Genomic DNA, 19,045 nt, shown 5'->3' on the forward strand with positions numbered 1-19,045 from the left:
AAACAAAATTTACGCAACAACCACCACCCCCACATAAGACCCTGTAGGTGTTGGGCGGCGATTCCGCCCCGTACAGGTGATACCCGCCGGGTACGAACGCGCCGCCCCCGCGGACTCGACACGTCCGCGGGCGCCTTGGGTATTCAGATGTCAGCGCTGGGCGACAGCCGTCGGCGGGATCGGCGCGGGGAGCGCGGTCTCGCCTTCCAGGAACTTGTCGAGCGCCGAGGCCGCGGCGCGGCCTTCGGCGATGGCCCACACGATCAGCGACTGGCCACGGCCCATGTCGCCGGCGACGAAGACGCCGGGGATGTTGGTGGCCCAGTTCTTGTCGCGCTGGACATTGCCGCGGCCGTCGTAGCCGACGCCGAGGTCGGTCAGCAGGCCCGGCTTCTGCGGGCCGACGAAGCCCATGGCCAGCAGGACCAGGTCGGCTTCGAGGGTGAAGTCGGTGCCTTCGACCTTCTCGAAACGGCCGTTGGACATCTTGACCTCGTGGGCCTCGAGACCGGTGACCTTGCCGTCCTTGCCGACGAAACGCTCGGTGTTCACGGAGAACACGCGCTCGCCGCCCTCCTCGTGCGCCGAGGAGACCCGGTACATGAGGGGGTAGGTCGGCCACGGGGTGGAGCCGGCGCGCTCCTCCGGCGGACGGGGCATGATCTCGAACTGATGGATCGACTCGGCACCGTGGCGGTGCGAGGTGCCCAGGCAGTCGGCGCCGGTGTCGCCACCACCGATGATGACGACCTTCTTGCCTTTCGCGTGGATGGGCGGCAGGCCGTTCTCGTCGGTGATGTCGTCGCCGAGCTGCACGCGGTTGGCCAGCGGCAGGAACTCCATCGCCTGGTGGATGCCGTCGAGCTCGCGGCCGGGGATCGGCAGGTCGCGGGCGATGGTGGCGCCACCGGCGAGCACGATCGCGTCGAAACGCTCACGCAGCTGCTCGGCGGTGATGTCGACACCGACGTTGACGCCCGCCTTGAAGATGGTGCCTTCGGCCTCCATCTGCGCGAGGCGACGGTCGATGACCGACTTCTCCATCTTGAATTCCGGGATGCCGTAGCGCATCAGACCACCGATGCGGTCGTCCCGCTCGAACACGGTCACGGTGTGACCGGCGCGAGTGAGCTGCTGGGCGGCGGCCAGACCGGCCGGGCCCGAGCCGACGACGGCGATCTTCTTGCCGGTCAGGCGGGTCGGGTACACCGGGGTGACCCAGCCCTCGTCGAAGGCGTTCTCGATGAGCTCGACCTCGACCTGCTTGATGGTGACCGGCTGCTGGTTGATGCCGAGCACGCACGACGCCTCACACGGAGCCGGGCACAGGCGGCCGGTGAACTCCGGGAAGTTGTTGGTGGCGTGCAGGCGGTCGATGCCCTCGCGCCACGAACCCTTGTACACCAGGTCGTTCCACTCGGGAATCAGGTTCCCCAGCGGACAGCCGTTGTGGCAGAAGGGGATACCGCAGTCCATGCAGCGGCTGGCCTGCTTCTGCAGGGTGTCGTGCGAGAACTTGTCCTCGTAGACCTCTTTCCAGTCGAGCAGTCGCAGCTCGACCGGACGACGGGTCGGGAGTTCCCGCGAGGTGTGCTTCAAAAAACCTTGTGGGTCAGCCACGAGCCGCCTCCATGATCGCTTCGTCCACGTCCTTGCCGCTCTTCTCAGCTTCGGAGATGGCGAGCAAAACCTTCTTGTATTCGCGGGGCATGACCTTCACGAAGTGGTTCACCTGCTGGGACCAATCGCTCAGGATGCGTTCGGCGACAGCCGAACCCGTTTCGTCGCGGTGCACGGTGATGATGTCGCGCAGCCAGGTGAAGTCGTCACCGGAGAGCTGCTCGATCGCCTCGGCCTGATCCGGGCTGACACGCGCTCCGAGCGTGCCTTCCGGGTCGTAGACGAAGGCGACACCACCGGACATACCGGCGCCGAGGTTGCGGCCGGTGCCACCGAGGATGACCACGCGGCCACCGGTCATGTACTCGAGCGCGTGGTCGCCCACACCCTCGACGACCGCGGTGGCACCGGAGTTACGCACGGCGAACCGCTCGCCGGCGACACCGTTGATCAGAATGCGGCCGCTGGTGGCGCCGAACATGATCACGTTGCCCGCGATGATGTTGTCCTCGGCGACGAAGCTCTCCGGCGCGGTGAGCGCGGGGCGGACCACGATGTGGCCACCCGAGAGACCCTTGCCGACATAGTCGTTGGCGTCACCCTGCACGCGCAGCGTGATACCGGCCGGGACGAACGCGCCGAAGCTGTTGCCCGCCGAACCGTTGAAGGTGATGTCGATGGTGTTGTCGGGCAGGCCCGCGCCACCGTAGAGCTTGGTCACCTCGTGGCCGAGCATGGTGCCAACCGTGCGGTTCACGTTGGTGATCTTGGTTTCGATCTTGACCGCCTGGCCACGCTCGAGCGCGTCGGCGCTCTGCGCGATCAGCTCGTTGTCCAGCGCCTTGTCCAGACCGTGGTCCTGGGTGCCGGTGCAGCGGGTGTCCTGGTTCATGAACGCCGTCTCCGGCATGTCCAGGATCGGCGACAGATCCAGCTTGGCGGCCTTGAAGTGCGCCTTGGCGGCGGCGGTGTCGAGCAGGTCGACCCGGCCGACGGCCTCGTCGAGCGAGCGGAAGCCCAGCTCGGCGAGCAGCTCACGCACCTCCTCGGCGACGAACAGCATGAAGTTCTCGACGAACTCCGGCTTGCCGGTGAAGCGCTCACGCAGCACCGGGTTCTGGGTCGCGATACCCACCGGGCAGGTGTCGAGGTGGCACACGCGCATCATGATGCAGCCCGAGACGACCAGCGGAGCGGTCGCGAAACCGAACTCCTCGGCGCCGAGCAGCGCGGCGATCATGACGTCGCGGCCGGTCTTCATCTGACCGTCGACCTGGACGACGATGCGGTCGCGCAGGCCGTTGAGCAGCAGGGTCTGCTGGGTCTCGGCCAGGCCGAGTTCCCAGGGGCCACCCGCGTGCTTGAGCGAGGTCAGCGGCGAGGCGCCGGTGCCGCCGTCGTGGCCCGAGATGAGCACGACGTCGGCGTGCGCCTTGGACACACCGGTGGCGACGGTGCCGACACCCGGCTCCGCGACAAGTTTCACGTGAATCCGCGCCTGCGGGTTCGCGTTCTTCAGATCGTGGATCAGCTGCGCCAGGTCCTCGATCGAGTAGATGTCGTGGTGCGGCGGCGGGGAGATCAGGCCGACGCCCGGCGTCGAGTGCCGCACCTCGGCGACCCACGGGTACACCTTGTGCGCGGGCAGCTGGCCGCCCTCGCCCGGCTTGGCGCCCTGGGCCATCTTGATCTGGATGTCGGTGGCGTTGGTCAGGTAGTGCGCGGTGACACCGAAGCGACCCGAGGCGACCTGCTTGATCGCCGACCGGCGCCAGTCGCCGTTCTCCTCGACCTCGAAGCGGGCCGGGCTCTCGCCGCCCTCACCGGAGTTCGAGCGGGCGCCGAGGCGGTTCATCGCGATCGCGAGGGTCTCGTGCGCCTCGGCCGAGATGGAGCCGTAGCTCATCGCGCCGGTGGAGAAGCGCTTGACGATCTCGCTCGCCGGCTCGACCTCGTCGATGGAGATCGGCGCGCGCTGACCGGTCTTGAACTTGAACAGGCCACGCAGCGCGGCCAGTCGCTCGGACTGGTCGTCGACCAGCTTGGTGTACTCCTTGAAGATCGAGTACTGACCCGAGCGGGTCGCGTGCTGCAGCTTGAACACCGTGTCCGGGTTGAACAGGTGGTACTCGCCCTCGCGACGCCACTGGTACTCGCCGCCGACCTCGAGCTCGCGGTGCGCGCGCTCGTTGCGGTTCTCCAGGAACGCGACGCGGTGGCGGGTGGCGACCTCGTCGGCGATCTCGTCGAGACCGATGCCGTCCAGGTGCGAACGCAGACCGGTGAAGTACTCGTCGACCAGGTCCTGCGCCAGGCCGATGACCTGGTACAGCTGGGCGCCGTTGTAGGAGGCGAGGGTGGAGATGCCCATCTTCGACATCACCTTGAGCACGCCGTTGCTGGCCGCCGTGCAGTAGTTCGCGACGGCCTTGCGGTAGTCGGCGGCCAGGTCACCGGTGGAACCGGGGATCTGCAGCGAACCGCGCTCGAGCATGTCCTCGATCGACTCGAAGGCCATGTACGGGTTGATCGCGGCGGCACCGAAGCCGACCAGCATCGCCATGTGGTGCACCTCGCGGGCGTCACCGGCCTCGACGACCAGGCCGACCATGGTGCGGGTGCGCTCGCGCACCAGGTGGTGGTGCACCGAGGAGGTGAGCAGCAGCGACGGGATCGGCGCCAGCTTCTCGTTGGACTCGCGGTCGGACAGCACGATGATGCGCGCGCCGCCGTCGATGGCCGCCGACACCTGGGTGTTGATGGCCGCGAGCGCCTTGCGGATGCCCTCGCCGCCCTCGGCGACCGGGTACAGACCGCGCACGACCACCGAGCGCAGCTCGGGGTGGCTGCCGTCGTCGTTGATGTGGACGAGCTTGGCCAGCTCGTCGTTGTCGAGGATCGGCTGCTCGAGCGCGATCTGCTTGCACGACTCGGGGCCGGGGTGCAGCAGGTCGGCCTCGGGGCCGATGTTGCGCTTGAGGCTGGTGACGACCTTCTCCCGGATGGCGTCCAGCGGCGGGTTGGTGACCTGCGCGAACAGCTGGGAGAAGTAGTCGAACAGCAGGCGCGACCGGTTCGACAGCACCGCGATCGGGGTGTCGGTACCCATCGAGCCCAGTGCCTCACCGCCGGTCTTGGCCATCGGCGTGATCAGCAGGTTCAGGTCCTCGGTGGTGTATCCGAAGATCTGCTGACGGATCAGCACGCGGTCGTGCGACATGTGCACGTGCGGGCGGTCGGGCAGGTCGGCCAGGCGGCTGACGCCGGCGTCGAGCCACTCCTGGTACGGCTGCGCCGCGGCCAGCTCGGACTTGATCTCGGCATCGGTGACGATGCGGCCGGCCTCGGTGTCGACCAGGAACATCTTGCCCGGCTGCAGGCGGATCTTCTGGACGACGGTGGACGGGTCGATATCGAGGACGCCGACCTCGGAGGCGAGCACGACGAGGCCGTCCTCGGTCACCCAGATGCGACCGGGGCGCAGGCCGTTGCGGTCGAGCACGGCACCGATCTTCTTGCCGTCGGAGAAGCAGACGGCGGCGGGGCCGTCCCACGGCTCCATCAGCATCGAGTGGTACTCGTAGAACGCCCGCAGCTGCGGGTCCATGTTCTCGTTACGTTCCCAGGCCTCGGGAATCATCATCATGATCGCGTGGTGCAGGTCGCGGCCACCGAGGTGCAGGAGCTCGAGCACCTCGTCGAAGCGCGCGGTGTCACTCGCACCCGGCGTGCAGACGGGGAAGATCTTCTGCAGACGGTTCTTGCCCGCCTCGTCCTTGCCGAACACGTCCGAACGCAGCAGCGCCTCACGCGCGCGCATCCAGTTCTCGTTACCGGTGACGGTGTTGATCTCACCGTTGTGGGCGACCCGGCGGAACGGGTGCGCCAGCGGCCACGAGGGGAAGGTGTTGGTGGAGAAGCGCGAGTGCACGATGCCGATGGCCGACTCGACGCGCTCGTCCTGCAGGTCCAGGTAGAACGCGCGCAGCTGCGGCGTGGTGAACATGCCCTTGTAGATGAAGGTCTCGCCGGACAGGCTCGGGAAGTACACCGATTCCTTGCCGACGGTGCCCTCGCCGGGGCCCGCCTTGCCGAGCTCGTGCTCGATCCGCTTGCGGATGACGTAGGCGCGACGCTCCAGCTCCATGCCCGACAGCTGCTCGGCGGAGTTCTTGGGCGAGCCGATGAAGATCTGCCGGAAGGTCGGCATGGCGTCACGGGCCAGCGCGCCCAGCGACGACTCGTCGATCGGCACCTCGCGCCAGCCCAGCACGGCCAGGCCCTCTTCGCTGACGATCTTGTCCACGCCGTAGGCGGCGCGTGCGGCCTCACGACGGGCCTGCGGCAGGAAGGCGATACCGGACGCGTAGGAGCCGACCGGCGGCAACTCGAAGTCCACGACAGCGCGGAAGAACTTGTCCGGAAGCTGGATCAGGATGCCCGCACCGTCGCCGGAGTTCGGCTCGGCGCCCGCGGCACCGCGGTGCTCCAGGTTCAGGAGGGCCGTGATGGCCTTGTCGACGATGTCTCGACTGCGTCGTCCGTGCATGTCGGCGACGAATGCGACGCCGCAGGCGTCGTGCTCGAATGCCGGATCGTAGAGCCCGGTGGCACCGGGTGACCTGTGGCCAGGAAGTTGCGTCATGCCTCTGCCTTCAAGAAAGTCGGCTGTCGATGAATCGGCCGCCCGTTAGTTGGGCCCTTCGTCGTTTCGCCTCCGTCAAGACTGCGTCCGTACGATCCGAAACCAGCGACGGTGATGGTTTGCGGCGTGCAGTCACGTCTCCAGTTGTCCACCCGCTTCGTTGACGTAGTGGGTGCTCAGAGGTAACGGAACGCTTACGCATCCCATCCCTCCGCGCGGGGGTTCACCCGCTAGTCTTGGTCCGGTTTCACCGGACCCCGAAACAGGTGGTTGTGCCGAACAGGGGTGCGTTCGGCGTAAGAGCAAACGATAAGTCAGACCGCAGACCCAACCAACTAAGGTCGGGCTAAGAAACCTGTCTAGCTGGGGTTTGTAACGGCGGCATGCTTCGTCGCGCGCGTCGTCCAGTGTAAAGCAGAGCTGGCACGGGATCGATCCCGAACAACCCGCGCCGACCTGCGCGAACACTGTGAACGAGCAAGCTGGAATCAGCCACCGGCTCGGCGCCGAAAGCTGAACTCACCTGCACCGCAGCAGAATTCCCAGACAATGCGCAGGTCAAACCTGCCCGCTCCGCTAACCGAGGTGGAAACGGTGAGATATTTCTGACAGCGGCTCCGACGTGCCTTGGTAGCCATCCGACCGTACGGTCTGTAGGAAGATTGTGCGGCACAGCACATTTCCGGCAAATTGTGGAACAGTGTCGTTCGCCACACAATGGCCTCCACCGACCGGTAGGTACGGATCGCCGGGGACGACACGCCGAGGTGGGTGGCGGTGCCCGCCCACACGGCCGCGTCGCGCCGATGCCCGGTTCGCTCGACTGTGAGGCTGACCACACGAAGGGTCGCGAAGCTCGGTGTGTCGGCTCCGCGCCTGTCACGCTGGCACAACGAATCCATGACAGTTTCGCCATGCCCAGTGGAGCGCAAGAACCGGGGAGAACAGATGACCCGCACACTCACCTGGCTCGGCGGAGGCCTCGCCTCGCCCAGGCACAAGGATCCCGAAACCGGCGCCGACCTGGCCTTCGACCATGAACAGGGCGGCTATGTCGTCACCGGCGCCGCCGTCGCGCTGTTCGCCGCGATCGCCGGGATCGTCACCGCCGCCGCCCTCGCCGCCGCCGATGGAATCGGTGTCTTCGCCGTCGTCGCGCTCGCGCTCGTCGCCGGGGTGGCCGCCGGTGCGCTCGGTCGCGCGCTGGCCACCACCCGGCCCGGCGCGAGTGCCGATCGGGTCGGTCTCGCGGCCAGGATCGGCGTCGGTGTACTGGCGGGCGTCCTTGTCGCCGAGCTGGCCTCGACCGTGCTGCTCGGCGGCACCGTCGACCGGGAACTGGACGTGCGGGCGCGGGCGAGCGCCGAGAACGCGCCGGGCGTCGTCGCCGCGCGCACCGAATTCGACCGGGCGGCCGCCGACCGCGCTGCCCTCGACGTGACCATCGCCAAGGCGCAGGCCGATATCGACCGCGCGCTGGTGATCGCCCGCTGTGAGTACAACCCGACGCCCGAGTGCCCGCAGACGCGGATCACCGGCGTGCCGGGCCGCGGTCCGGAGACCCAGACCGCCAACGACATGCTCGACGACGCGCGCAAGCAGCTCGCCGCCGAGCAGGCCCGCACCGAGCAGCTCGACCAGCAGGTTCGCACCGAGACGGCCGAGCTCGCCACCGCCCGCGCGACCGCGATCGCCGAGGCCGACCGTGGGCTCGGCGCCCGCTGGCTGGCCATGAACGGCTACACCTCCGCCCATGCCGGGGCCGCCGCGCTGCGGCTGCTCATCCTCCTCGCCGGGGTATTGCTGGCCCTGCTGCCGCTGCTGCTGCGCTGGTGGCGCGGCGAGACCTCGCTCGACCGCACTGTCGACGCCGCGGAGATCGCCGACCGGGCCCAGCGCGAGGCCGACGCCGCCATCGCGGTGAAGCGGGCCGAGGTGCGCACCGAGGCGGCCGCCCTGCGCGCCGACCACGAACTCACCGCAGCACGGCTGGCGATCGAGGCCGATACCGTCATCGACCGAGAACGTCAGCGCACCAGGATCATCGCCGCGATCGGCGGTTTCGAGCTCGGGTTCACCGAGCCGCATCGAAAGGACGACTCCGTGGCTCTGGAGCCGAACGTGACACCGCAGCTGCCCGCCGGGTACTTCCCGAACGCGCTGCCCGCCGCCGCGCCGCAGGCGGGCGCCCTGGTGCCCGTACAGCAGCCGGTGAGCGCGCCCGCCGCCGCGCCCGCGCAGGCCCCCACCGGTGGCGGCGGGCTCGAGCTGCCGATCATCGGCACGGTGCCGTTCACCGACACCGCCGCCCGCTGGATCCGCCCGCTGGTGCCGTCCTTCGTCGCCAACGCGATCGACTCGGCGACCCACCCGCTGCGCACCGCGAAGCAGGCGTTCGAGGAGGTCGAGGAGGTCACCTTCACCCTGCGCCGCACCCGCAAGGTCACCGTCGACACCCAGGATTCGCAGGCCCAGCCGCAGCAGATGGTGCCAGCGGGCTACCAGCTGCAGGGTGGTCAGCCGGTGCAGGGCTACCTGCCCGCCGGCGGCTACCAGCAGCAGGCGCCGCAGTACCCGCAGGCGCAGTACCCATACGCCCAGCAGAACCCGTACGCCCAGCAGATCGCCTCGACCGTCGTCGACGCCCCGTCGACCCGCTACCACCCGGACCCGCGCCAGTACCAGGCCGCGCCGAACTACACCGCGCTGCCCGCGGGCCAGGGCAACGGCCTGCCCGAAGCGGACGGCTACGGCGAGCTCCCCGGCGGCGACGCGACCCAACTCCCCGGGCGCCGCAGCCCCCGCGAGCTGCCGCCGGCCCGCTGACCAGACGACGCGACCACCGCAGGCGCCTCGCTGACCGCCAGCACTGCGGGCCGCGCGAGCTGCCGCTAGGGCCTGTTTTTGCCGACTGCGCTGCGATGCGGTGCGGTGCGCATTCACCAACCGCTTTGATGGTCCCGATTTTGACCGATCGGCGGGATAGTGAGCGTCCAGCGCGGTGGGCGACGGGATGGTGGGTGGTGACTCGACCCGTTAGGCGACGAGCGCGTAGGTCGGTCAACTACTTCGAGGCAGGCCCTGGCCCGCTGACCTGGCGATGCGGGGCCGATTCGCTCGGGCCCCGCATCGTCGTCACGCGTGCGTGGACTTGGTGCGCACCGCGCTGAACGCCGCGAACAGGAGTTCTACCTGCGCGCCCTGCTCGGCCTGCCGCAGGTCGACCCCGAGCGTTATCGCGCCGTCGTCGACCGGCTGCTCGAGCGTTGAGCACAACATTTTCAGTGGACATGTGTACTCCGAAACCACATTGTGCCGACCCGCACGCACACCTCGGCCGCCAGCGCCGGAAAACGCTATACCGACTGGTCATATAGCGAGGCCTTTGCAACAGTGACCTGGGATACACATTGCGGCACAACGCGATACTCGGTTTACAGTGCGAGGGTGATCCACAGCGACGGACCGAAAGGCGCGGCGAGCTCCGCGCCGTGGGGCTCGCCGCTGCTCGGACCGGTCGAGGAGAAGTCGTCCATCCGGCGGGTCCGCGTGCAGCTGCTGCTCACCCTGCCGTTGCTCGTCGCCAACCTGACCGGCGCCACGATGATCGTGGTGCTCGTCGGGTTCGTGCTACCCGGCCCGGCCGTCTTCACCAGAGAACTCCTGCCGCTCAACGCCATCCTCACGCCGCTGTGCGCGGCCGTGGCGTTGGTGATCGGCATCGTCTGGGGCACGGTGTCCGGTCTGCGCTCCCTGCGCTGGGCTACCGACCCCGACCATGTGCCGACCCCCGCCGAACAGCGTGTCTCGGTGTCGGCGCCGCGCGGACTGGTGCTGCAGCAGGCGGTGCTGTGGTCGCTGGCGCTGGTCACGCTGACCATCGCCTACGGGGTGGCCGATCCAGCGCTGATCCCCAAGATCATGCTGTCCATCGGCTCGGCGGCGATCGTGGTGTGCGCGAACAGCTATCTGATCGTGGAGTTCGCCCTTCGGCCGGTGACGGCGCGGGTGCTACAGGCCGACCCGTCCCGGCGCCGTGGCATCGGCGTGTTCGGCCGGACCATGCTGTCGTGGGTGGTCGGGGTCGGGGTGCCGGTGGCGCTGTCGATGGGCGTCGCGGTGTGGGCGCTGGCCGATCCCGCGGTGAGCAAGGCCAGGCTGGCGGTGTGCATGCTCAGCCTCGGCGGCTCGGCCCTGCTGTTCGGGATGCTGTTGATGGCCCAGGTGGTCGCGGCGACGGTCGCCCCGATCAAGGGCGTGCGCCAGGCGCTGCGCCGCGTGGAGGACGGCGATCTCGACGCCGAGGTCACCCTCTACGACGGCACCGAACTCGGCGACCTGCAGAGCGGCTTCAACCGGATGGTGCACGGCCTGCGCGAACGCGCCATGATCGAGGACCTGTTCGGCAAGCACGTCGGCCACGATGTCGCGATGGCGGCGATCGCCTCCCAGCCGGTGCTCGGCGGCACCGAAACCGAGGCCGCCGCCCTGTTCATCGACATCATCGGCTCGACGACCATGGCCGCCACCCTGCCCGCCCCCGAGATCGTCGGCATCCTGAACCGGTTCTTCGACATCGTCGTCGACGAGGTGGAACGCCACGGCGGCCTGCTCAACAAGTTCGAAGGCGACGCCGCCCTCGCCGTCTTCGGCACCCCGGCCCCACTGAAAGACCTGGCAGGCTCGGCCCTCTCGTGCGGCCGCGCCATCCAGCGCAGACTCCGCGAAGCCTCCGACCTGAACGCCGGAATCGGCGTCGCCGCCGGCCGGGTCGTCGCAGGCAATGTCGGCACCCACAACCGCTACGAGTTCACCGTCATCGGCGACGCGGTCAACGAGGCGGCCCGCCTGTGCGAGCTGTCGAAGAACTACGACGAACGCCTCCTCAGCTCGGCGACCACCCTGGCCGCCGCAGCCGACACCGAGTCCGCGCACTGGAACCTCGGCGAGACAGTCACCCTCCGCGGCAGATTGAAGCCAACCCAGCTGGCCCTGCCGCGGCTGTCTCCGCAGGTCGACAAGCCGTCCGCTGGGCAGCTCGGCTCGGCTGACGCCCGCTAGCCGCTACCGCGAAGATCAACCGGGCAGTTCGGACGGCGTTGGCTAGACTTCGGGGCGTGCGTCCCGTCGAAGCGGTTGGCGCCGTCGGGGCGGGAATCGATCCGGCACGAGCGCCTGCGCCAACGCCGCCGTCTCCGCCGACGGTTCCGATCAGGCCCCTGCGTTTCCGCGAATTGCTCGACGAGCCGTTCGCCCTGATCCAGGCCCATATCCGGGCCTTCGCGGCGCTCGGTGGCGGCGTGCTCGTGGTGACGGTGCTCGGGGTGCTCGGTGTCACCGGGTTGGTCTCGCACCTGACCGACGGCTCCGACGACGGCACCGCGTGGGCCGCGATCCTGGGGACCGCGGCCGGTGTGTGGCTGTTGCGGCTCGTGCTGCGCGGCACCATCGTCGCCATCGCGCTCGCCGACTTCGGCGGGGTCCGTTACGGCGCGCGCGCCGGGTTGCGGGCTGCTGGACGACGGGCGGGACCGCTGGTTCTCGCGCAGGTCATGTTCACGCTCACCGGAATCGGGGTGTTGCTGGTCGGCAGTCTGCTGATCGTCACCTATCCCGTGGCGTTGATCTGGCTGTCGTATGTGCGGGCGCGCCGGTTTGTCGTCGAACCGGTGGTCCTCGCTGAGCAGGCGGGTTTCGGTGTCGCCGTTGGCCGCTCGAAGGAGCTGGTGCAGGGCGCGGACTGGTCCATCGCGGGTCTGTGGCTCACGCAGCGGATCATCTTCGCGGTACTCGCGGTGCCCGCTTTCGGCATTCCCTTCTTCCTGTCAGACTTCTCGGGGACGCACCGCTGGGCCTTCATCACGCTGCTGGTCGGCGGCCTGCTGCTCGTGGTGACGGTCGGGGAGATCATCGAGGCGACCAGCCGTGCCGTCTGCTACATCGACCGCCGGTGCGCACGCGAGGGCATAGACATCCCGATACCAGGTGAGACCCGTTGACCGACAACGACTTCCCCCGCCCCGAGCGAGACGGTCCACCGCCGCAGCCCCGCGTCGAGGCACCGCACACCAACGACCCGCTGCGGTCACACCTCGAATCGCCCCAAACCAGCGCCCCACCGCAACCACGCCTCGGCGCCGCCGCAGACCATCGCATCGCCGCGGAGCAGGCCGCGGGCCGCCGCGACTACGACCGCGCACTGCGCGAACGCTTCCGCGCTGTCCTGCGCGCCCTCGAACAGGGCGGCACCCTCCCGGTCCGCCGATCACGCACCGCGCAGGAGACCGCCGACGACGCGACCACCGCGCTGCCGCTGGAACAATCCACCGAATTGCACCCGGCAGCACGCAGTTTCGACGAGGTCGTCTACGGCGGGCGAACCGCGACCGAGGACGAATACCGCCGACTCGAATACGCCGACCGGTACTCGCGGTCGGCGCCCCCACCGGTCGACGAGCCGGTCGAGCTCGAAATCGTCGAACGGGAACCCAAGCGCCGCAGGCAACTTCCGCCGCTACCCGGACTCCTCCGCAATCCCCGGTTCTGGGCCGCGCTGGCCGCCGGACTGGCACTGGCCCTGCTCCTGTACGCCACTTTGCAGTCGTGCGGTGCGCCCAACGCGCCCAACGCACCCGACTCGCCGACACCGCCTGACCTGCCCGATCAGCCCGAGGACGACGACTTCGACCCCGATTTCGGCGAAGGCAAGGACTCGATCTTCACCCGCCTCCCCGGCTGGCTGGCCTTCGGCGGCCTGCAATTCCTGATCGCCTTCGTCGCGCTGATGTGGTGGCGCGGGCACAGACGCGGCGCGCTCGTCGGCGAACCGCGACCGGTCGAAGTGGCCGCGAACGAACTGCTCGCGGGCCAGGCGGGCCTGTACCGTCGCTCCGGCGACGTCGCCCACGTCGCGCAGACCCTGCGCACGGCGACCCTGCGCCGGATCCGCCCGCGCCTAGGCGCCCGCGAACTCACCGACAACCAGCTGGTCGAAACGGCCGCCACCCGCCTCGGCGTGCCCGCCCAGCAGATCGGCACCGTCCTGTTCGACCCGGTGCCGGACGAGACGACCCTGTATTACGTTGCCGCACACCTCGAATGGATCGAGACGGAGCTCGGTTGACATCTCCCCGCCCGGAGGGGCGGGGATTCCTGCTTCACCATCAGCTGCCAGAAAGGAGAACTCCTCTGCGGACTTACACCGACTCCACAAGCGTTTCACCTCTCTGCCAGCCCGGCAGCGAGGATATTGCGAGCCGCGTTCACATCCCGGTCATGGACCACACCGCAGCGGCGGCACATCCACTCCCTGACACCCAACGACAGCTTCTCTCCCAGGGCGCCGCAATGCGAACACACCCGGGTCGACGGATACCAGCGATCCACCACCAGCACCTCGCGGCCGTACCAGTCGGCCTTGTACTCCAGCATGGTGCGCAATTGCCGCCAGCTCGCGTCCGAGATCGCTCGGGCGAGCGTGTGGTTGGCGACCATGTTGCGCACCGCCAGATCCTCGATCGCGACCGCTTGGTTCTCGCGGATCAGCCTCGTGGACAGTTTGTGCAGGAAGTCGGTGCGCCGGTCGGTGATCCGCGCATGGATGCGGGCCACCTTCCGCCTGGCCTTCTCTCGGTTGTTCGACTCTTTCACTTTGCGGGCCAAGACGCGTTGCGCCTTCGCCAGTTTGCGCCGGTCGGCGCGCTCATGGCGGGGATTGGTGATCTTCTCCCCAGTGGACAGCGCGGCCAGCGAGTTGAGGCCGACATCCACGCCCACGGTATTCGTCGTGGAAGCCAGCGTGGCGATCGTTTCCTCGACGAGCAGGGACACGAACCACCGGCCTGCACTGTCGCGCGACACCGTCACCGTCGACGGCGCCGCACCCTCGGGCAGCGCCCGCGACCAGCGAATATCGAGGGGCTCGGTCATCTTCGCCAGGGTGAGTTGCCCATCGCGCCACCGGAACCCGGACCGGGTGTACTCGGCCGAGGCTCGCGAGCGCTTGCGGGACTTGAACCGGGGGTAGCGGGCACGCTTGGCGAAGAACGCCGCGAACGCGGCCTGCTGATGCCGCAACGTCTGCTGCAAAGGCACCGACGACACCTCGTTGAGGAACCCGAGATCCTCGGATTTCTTCCACCCGGTCAGTTCAGCAGAAGCCTGCACATACGTCGTGGACTTCGACTCGGTGGCATACCGCCGCTGCCTGGCATCGAGCGCCTTGTTCCACACCAAACGAACGCACCCGAACGTGCGCGACAGCTCCACCGCCTGCTCGGGCGAAGGGTAGCAGCGGAACTTGTACGCCCGCTTCACCACCTTCGCCATGCCTCACACAATACTATGCGCACATGTAAAGAAAGGGGGATTGGCGCTTCCTCCCGACCTTGAAGAGCCGGGTAACCGCGCCGAACAACTGATGACCGACAACACAGTCCTGCAGAAATCGCCGAGCGCCGCGGAGGCTGGTGCGGCGCTGGCCGCGCTGCGCACCGAGATCGGCAAGGCCGTGGTCGGCAACGACCAGGCCGTGCTGTATTTGGTGCTCGCGCTGCTGTGCCGCGGCCATGTACTGCTGGAAGGCGTGCCCGGCGTGGCCAAGACGCTGCTGGTCCGCGCGCTGGCCACCTCGCTGGCGCTCGACCACGCCCGGGTGCAGTTCACCCCCGATCTGATGCCGGGCGATATCACCGGTTCGCAGATCTACGACCCGCATTCGGCCGAGTTCACCTTCCGGCACGGCCCGGTGTTCACCAACCTGCTGCTGGCCGACGAGATCAACCGCACCCCGCCGAAGACGCAGTCCTCGCTGCTGGAGTCGATGGAGGAGCGCCAGGTCTCGGTGGACGGTCAGCCCAAGCCGCTGCCGGATCCGTTCGTCGTCGTCGCCACGCAGAACCCGATCGAGCAGGAGGGCACCTACCCGCTGCCCGAGGCCCAGCTCGACCGGTTCCTGTTCAAGGTCGATATCCGGCTGCCCGAGCGCGACGACGAGTTCCGCATCCTGCAGCGGCACGCGAACGGTTTCGATCCGCGTGATCTCGGCGCCGCCGGGCTGCGTCCGGTGGCCGGTCCCGAGCACATCGCCGCGGCCCGCGCCGCGATCGCGCAGGTGACGGTGAGTCCCGAGGTGCTCGCCTACATCGTCGACCTGTGCCGCGCCACGCGCAGCTCGCCCGCCGTCGCGCACGGCGCGTCGACTCGTGGCGCGACCGCCCTGCTGGCGGCCGCGCGCGCCTTCGCCTGGCTGAACGGGCGCGCCTACGTGACACCCGACGACGTGAAGACCGTGGCGGTGGCGGTGCTGCGGCACCGGCTGATGTTGCGCCCGGAGGCCGAGCTGGACGGGGTGAGCACCGAGGGTGTGCTCTCGTCGTTGCTGGTCTCGGTGCCGGTTCCGGTGTAGCGGCGTGGTCGTCACAGGCCGGTTCGCGCTGCTCGCCACGATCGCGGCGGCGCTGGTGATGTTTCTCGCGCCGTCGTGGGTCGGCGTGCTCGGCGCGTGCGTCACGCTGCTGGCGGTCGGGCTGTGCGATGTCGCGCTCACCGCGCGCGCCGACTCGCTCACCCTGACCCGCGACCCGCTGACCGTCGTGCGGCTCGGCCGGAGCACCGAGATCGAACTCGTGGTGACCAACACCGGCACCGCGATGGTGCGCGGCATGCTGTGGGACGCCTGGCCCGACAGCGCGCGCCCCGATCACCGCACCCATCACCTCGCGCTGGCGCCGCGCACCCGGATCCGGTTGCGCACCCGCCTCACCCCCACCTATCGCGGCGACCGGGTCGCGGGCCCGGTGACGGTGCGGCTGCTCGGCCCGCTGGGGCTGGCCGGTCGCCAGACCCGCGTCGACGTGCCAGCCAGAGTCCGCGCGCTGCCCGCGTTCCGCAGTGAGCGGCTGCTGCGCTCGAAGGTGAAGCGGCTGCATCATCTCGAGGGCCGCAATGTCGCGAACACCCGCGGGCAGGGCACCGAGTTCGATTCGTTCCGCGAGTACGTGGCGGGCGACGATGTGCGCAGCATCGACTGGCGGGCCACCGCCCGGGCCGCCGACGTCCTCGTGCGCACCTGGCGGCCGGAACGCAACCGGCACGTGCTGATGGTGCTCGACACCGGGCGGGCCAGTGCGGGACGGGTCGGCGATGGCACCCGGCTGGATTCCTCGATCGAGGCGGCGCTGCTGCTCGGCGGGCTGGCCGCGGCCGCGGGCGACACCGTCGACCTGCTGGCCTACGACCGCCGCGTGCGCGCCGAGGCGACCGGCGCGAGCGGACATCAGCTCCCTCTCAAACTTATGCACACCCTCGCCGGCGTGACGCCACAGCTTGTGGATACCGACACGACGGGACTGGTGCGGACCGTGATCTCGCGGGTGCGCAGGCGTGCGCTCATCGTGTGGTTCACCAGCCTGGACGGGCCGACGGTCACCGAGCATCTGCTGCCCGCGTTGCCGACGCTCACCCGGCGGCACCGGGTGTTGATCGTCTCGGTCACCGACCCCGAGATCGCCACGGCCGCCCGTGATCGGTCCACAGCGGACGCCGTCTACACCGCGGCGGCGGCCGAAACCGTGCTGGCCGAGCGGGCTCTGGTGCAGGAATCACTGCGTCGACGTGGGGTGCAGGTTGTCGCCGCCGCGCCGGACCAGCTGCCCGAGGCTCTGGCCGACGAATACCTGGAGCTGAAGCAGTCGGGGTCCCTGTGATTGGTGGACAGCCGAAGTTGTCCACCGCCACTCACAGTCCATCCACCGTCTCGCCAACATGTTGTGCACAGGGCGATTTCATCCACAGCCCTCAGCCGCGCGAAAGCTGCTGTCGCCGAGCCAGAACCGCGCCGAGGACGTGGTACGGCGGGTATTCCGTGGGCACCGGGCGCTGCACGGCGGCACACACCGCCGCGACGAGCTGGGTGCCGAGGTGGTGCTGCGCGGTCGGTGTCAGCGTGCGCAACCTGGTCAGATACTGACGGACCGCCCCGGCCAGCTCGTCGGACATCCCGCTCGGATCGAGCTGTGCCGCCCAGCCGGTCAGCCACGGTGGCGCGACGGCCAGTGCCGGCATCGGCAGGCTCTGCCGGGTGTGCACAACCACGGTCCCGGCGAGCACGTCACCGACCCGCTTGCCGTCGCGTGAGCACAGCGAGCTGATCACCGCGACCGCGCCGAACGCGCCGAGCATCCAGAAATCCACAATCGCGCCCGCCAGCCCGCGGGTGAGCGCGTGCCGGAAATCGATCGGCCCGGCATCGGCGCGCACGACGCGCAGCCCGAACGCCAGCTTCCCCAGTGAGCGCCCGCGTGAGACGGTCTCGCTGGTCACCGGATACGCGACCAGCACGGTCACCAGGGTGACGACGGACATGACGCTCCACCACGCCGGATCGGCGTCGGCCGCGAGCAACAGCATCAGCCCGCCGTAGGCGAGGGTGGCCGCCAGCCCCAGCTGGATGAGCAGGTCGAGCAGAAAGGCGCCCGCACGGCTGGGGATACGCGCGATCGGGAGTTCGAGCGCCACCGCTTCGCCGGTGGTGAATTCGGCCATGTGGCTAGCATTCCCGATATGGACACCGATGCCTACAGCTGGGCGCATCAACGGTCGTGGCATCGGTTGGATCAGCTGGTCCGCCAGCGCAAACTCTCCGGGGCCGAGGCCGACGAGCTGGTCCGGCTGTACCGGGCCGCCTCCCAGCAGCTGGCGAAGCTGCAAGGCCACCATCCCGATCCGGAGCTGGTGTCCGGGCTCAGTGCCCTGCTGGCCAGGGCCAGGGGACGGGTGCTGGCGGCGCGCTCGCAGCCGTGGCGCGAAGTCGGCCGGTTCTTCACGCGGCACTTTCCCGCGGCGGTGTATCGCGCCTGGCCGTGGTGGGTGAGCGTGGCCGGGATCTTCCTCGCCGTCTCCGCCGTGATCTCCGTCCTTGTGGACAACTCGGGGGCGGCGCGAAAAGCATTGGGGATACCCGAGGGTGACACCTCGATCATCACCGGACCGGGTGGCGCGTTCGAGACCTACTACTCCGAGCACCCGAACGACGCCTTCGCCGCGAAGGTGTGGACACACAACTCGTGGGTGTCGGCGATCGCCCTGTTCACCGGTGTGCTGATCCTCCCGGCTGTGTATGCGCTGTTCATGAACGCGCTGAATCTGGGGATAACCGGTGGATTGATGTCCGACGCGGGACGGCTGGAGTCGTTCTTCGGATTCATCCTGCCGCACGGCACGCTGGAGCTGACGGCGCTGTTCGTCGCGGGCGGGGTTGGACTGAAACTGGGCTGGACGCTGGTGGATCCGGGTCGGCGCAGCAGGGCGGCGGCGGTCGCCCGGCAGGGCAGGGTGACCGCGACGGTGGCGCTCGGCCTGGTCGTTGTCCTGCTGGTGTGCGGCCTGATCGAAGGTTTCGTGACCCCGAGTCCGCTGCCTGCCCCGGTGCGCATCGCCTTCGGGTTCGCCGCCGAGACCGCGTTCCTCTTCTACGTTTTCGGCCTCGGCCGCCGGGTGGCCGACGAGCAGGACGCCGCGCCCGCGGCCCTGCCCGACCCGGCGGATCGCTGGCTGCCTTCCGCGCCAAAGTCGCTGGACCGGTCCTGAACTCGCAGATGCACGTGCATTTGCGCGGCAGGCAACTCCGAGCACACCCCGCCGAGACAGCTCCGGACAATCGGCAGCTACGCGAGGTAACGAGAAGGTTTCGAACTCCCCCATTTGAGTTCCGCTGGCCCCCGCGAGTCGGGGGCGTGCGGGGGGCCCCGTTTACCGCAACAGTTAACCAGTGTCTTTTAA

The 19,045-nt window shown here is 68.8% G+C and carries 12 protein-coding genes; 8 read left to right on the plus strand and 4 right to left on the minus strand.

Features of this window, described 5'->3' with window-relative positions:
- Positions 1–150: 150 nt before the first annotated feature.
- The gene (locus tag ACFWPJ_RS06265; protein ID WP_378847848.1) at positions 151–1,620 is read right to left on the minus strand and encodes a glutamate synthase subunit beta; all 1,470 of its coding nucleotides are present in this window, start codon (positions 1,618–1,620) and stop codon (positions 151–153) included.
- Positions 1,613–6,265: a glutamate synthase large subunit gene (gltB, locus tag ACFWPJ_RS06270; protein WP_378847850.1), complete on the minus strand. Its 4,653-nt coding sequence runs from the start codon at positions 6,263–6,265 to the stop codon at positions 1,613–1,615. The genes ACFWPJ_RS06265 and gltB overlap by 8 nt, the downstream gene beginning before the upstream one ends.
- 948 nt (positions 6,266–7,213) lie before the next feature.
- On the opposite strand from gltB, the gene ACFWPJ_RS06275 reads away from it, so the two are divergent.
- The 5 genes from ACFWPJ_RS06275 (at position 7,214) to ACFWPJ_RS06295 (ending at position 13,388) form a co-directional block, all read left to right on the plus strand.
- Positions 7,214–9,091 carry a DUF4407 domain-containing protein gene (locus ACFWPJ_RS06275; RefSeq protein WP_378847852.1) on the plus strand — a complete coding sequence of 626 codons (1,878 nt, stop codon included), beginning with the start codon at positions 7,214–7,216 and terminating at the stop codon, positions 9,089–9,091.
- Between the two features lie 315 nt (positions 9,092–9,406).
- Positions 9,407–9,535 (plus strand): hypothetical protein, encoded by a 129-nt coding sequence (locus tag ACFWPJ_RS06280; protein ID WP_378847855.1) that lies wholly within the window; start codon positions 9,407–9,409, stop codon positions 9,533–9,535.
- 177 nt (positions 9,536–9,712) lie between these two features.
- Positions 9,713–11,326, plus strand: coding sequence for an adenylate/guanylate cyclase domain-containing protein (locus ACFWPJ_RS06285; protein WP_378847856.1), 1,614 nt, complete (start codon positions 9,713–9,715; stop codon positions 11,324–11,326).
- 56 nt (positions 11,327–11,382) lie between these two features.
- Entirely contained in the window at positions 11,383–12,264 is an 882-nt protein-coding gene (locus tag ACFWPJ_RS06290) for a hypothetical protein (RefSeq protein ID WP_378847858.1), read from the plus strand.
- The gene (locus ACFWPJ_RS06295; protein ID WP_378847860.1) at positions 12,261–13,388 is read left to right on the plus strand and encodes a DUF4129 domain-containing protein; all 1,128 of its coding nucleotides are present in this window, start codon (positions 12,261–12,263) and stop codon (positions 13,386–13,388) included. Before ACFWPJ_RS06290 ends, ACFWPJ_RS06295 begins: the two co-directional genes overlap by 4 nt.
- Positions 13,389–13,483: 95 nt before the next feature.
- Here the strand turns inward: ACFWPJ_RS06295 and ACFWPJ_RS06300 are convergent, their stop codons facing one another.
- Positions 13,484–14,593 (minus strand): RNA-guided endonuclease InsQ/TnpB family protein, encoded by a 1,110-nt coding sequence (locus tag ACFWPJ_RS06300; protein ID WP_378847862.1) that lies wholly within the window; start codon positions 14,591–14,593, stop codon positions 13,484–13,486.
- 91 nt (positions 14,594–14,684) lie between these two features.
- On the opposite strand from ACFWPJ_RS06300, the gene ACFWPJ_RS06305 reads away from it, so the two are divergent.
- On the plus strand, positions 14,685–15,671 hold the full coding sequence (locus tag ACFWPJ_RS06305) for an AAA family ATPase (RefSeq protein ID WP_378847864.1): 987 nt from the start codon (positions 14,685–14,687) through the stop codon (positions 15,669–15,671).
- A gap of 4 nt (positions 15,672–15,675) precedes the next feature.
- Entirely contained in the window at positions 15,676–16,971 is a 1,296-nt protein-coding gene (locus ACFWPJ_RS06310) for a DUF58 domain-containing protein (protein WP_378847867.1), read from the plus strand.
- 91 nt (positions 16,972–17,062) lie between these two features.
- Here the strand turns inward: ACFWPJ_RS06310 and ACFWPJ_RS06315 are convergent, their stop codons facing one another.
- The gene (locus ACFWPJ_RS06315) at positions 17,063–17,809 is read right to left on the minus strand and encodes an RDD family protein (protein ID WP_378847869.1); all 747 of its coding nucleotides are present in this window, start codon (positions 17,807–17,809) and stop codon (positions 17,063–17,065) included.
- An 18-nt stretch (positions 17,810–17,827) separates the two neighbouring features.
- Between ACFWPJ_RS06315 and ACFWPJ_RS06320 the strand changes: the two genes are divergently transcribed.
- Positions 17,828–18,853 carry a stage II sporulation protein M gene (locus tag ACFWPJ_RS06320; protein ID WP_378847872.1) on the plus strand — a complete coding sequence of 342 codons (1,026 nt, stop codon included), beginning with the start codon at positions 17,828–17,830 and terminating at the stop codon, positions 18,851–18,853.
- The last annotated feature ends 192 nt before the right edge of the window (positions 18,854–19,045 follow it).

Origin of the sequence: Nocardia sp. NPDC058497 (assembly GCF_042720195.1) — a bacterium.
Classification (GTDB): Bacteria; Actinomycetota; Actinomycetes; order Mycobacteriales; family Mycobacteriaceae; genus Nocardia.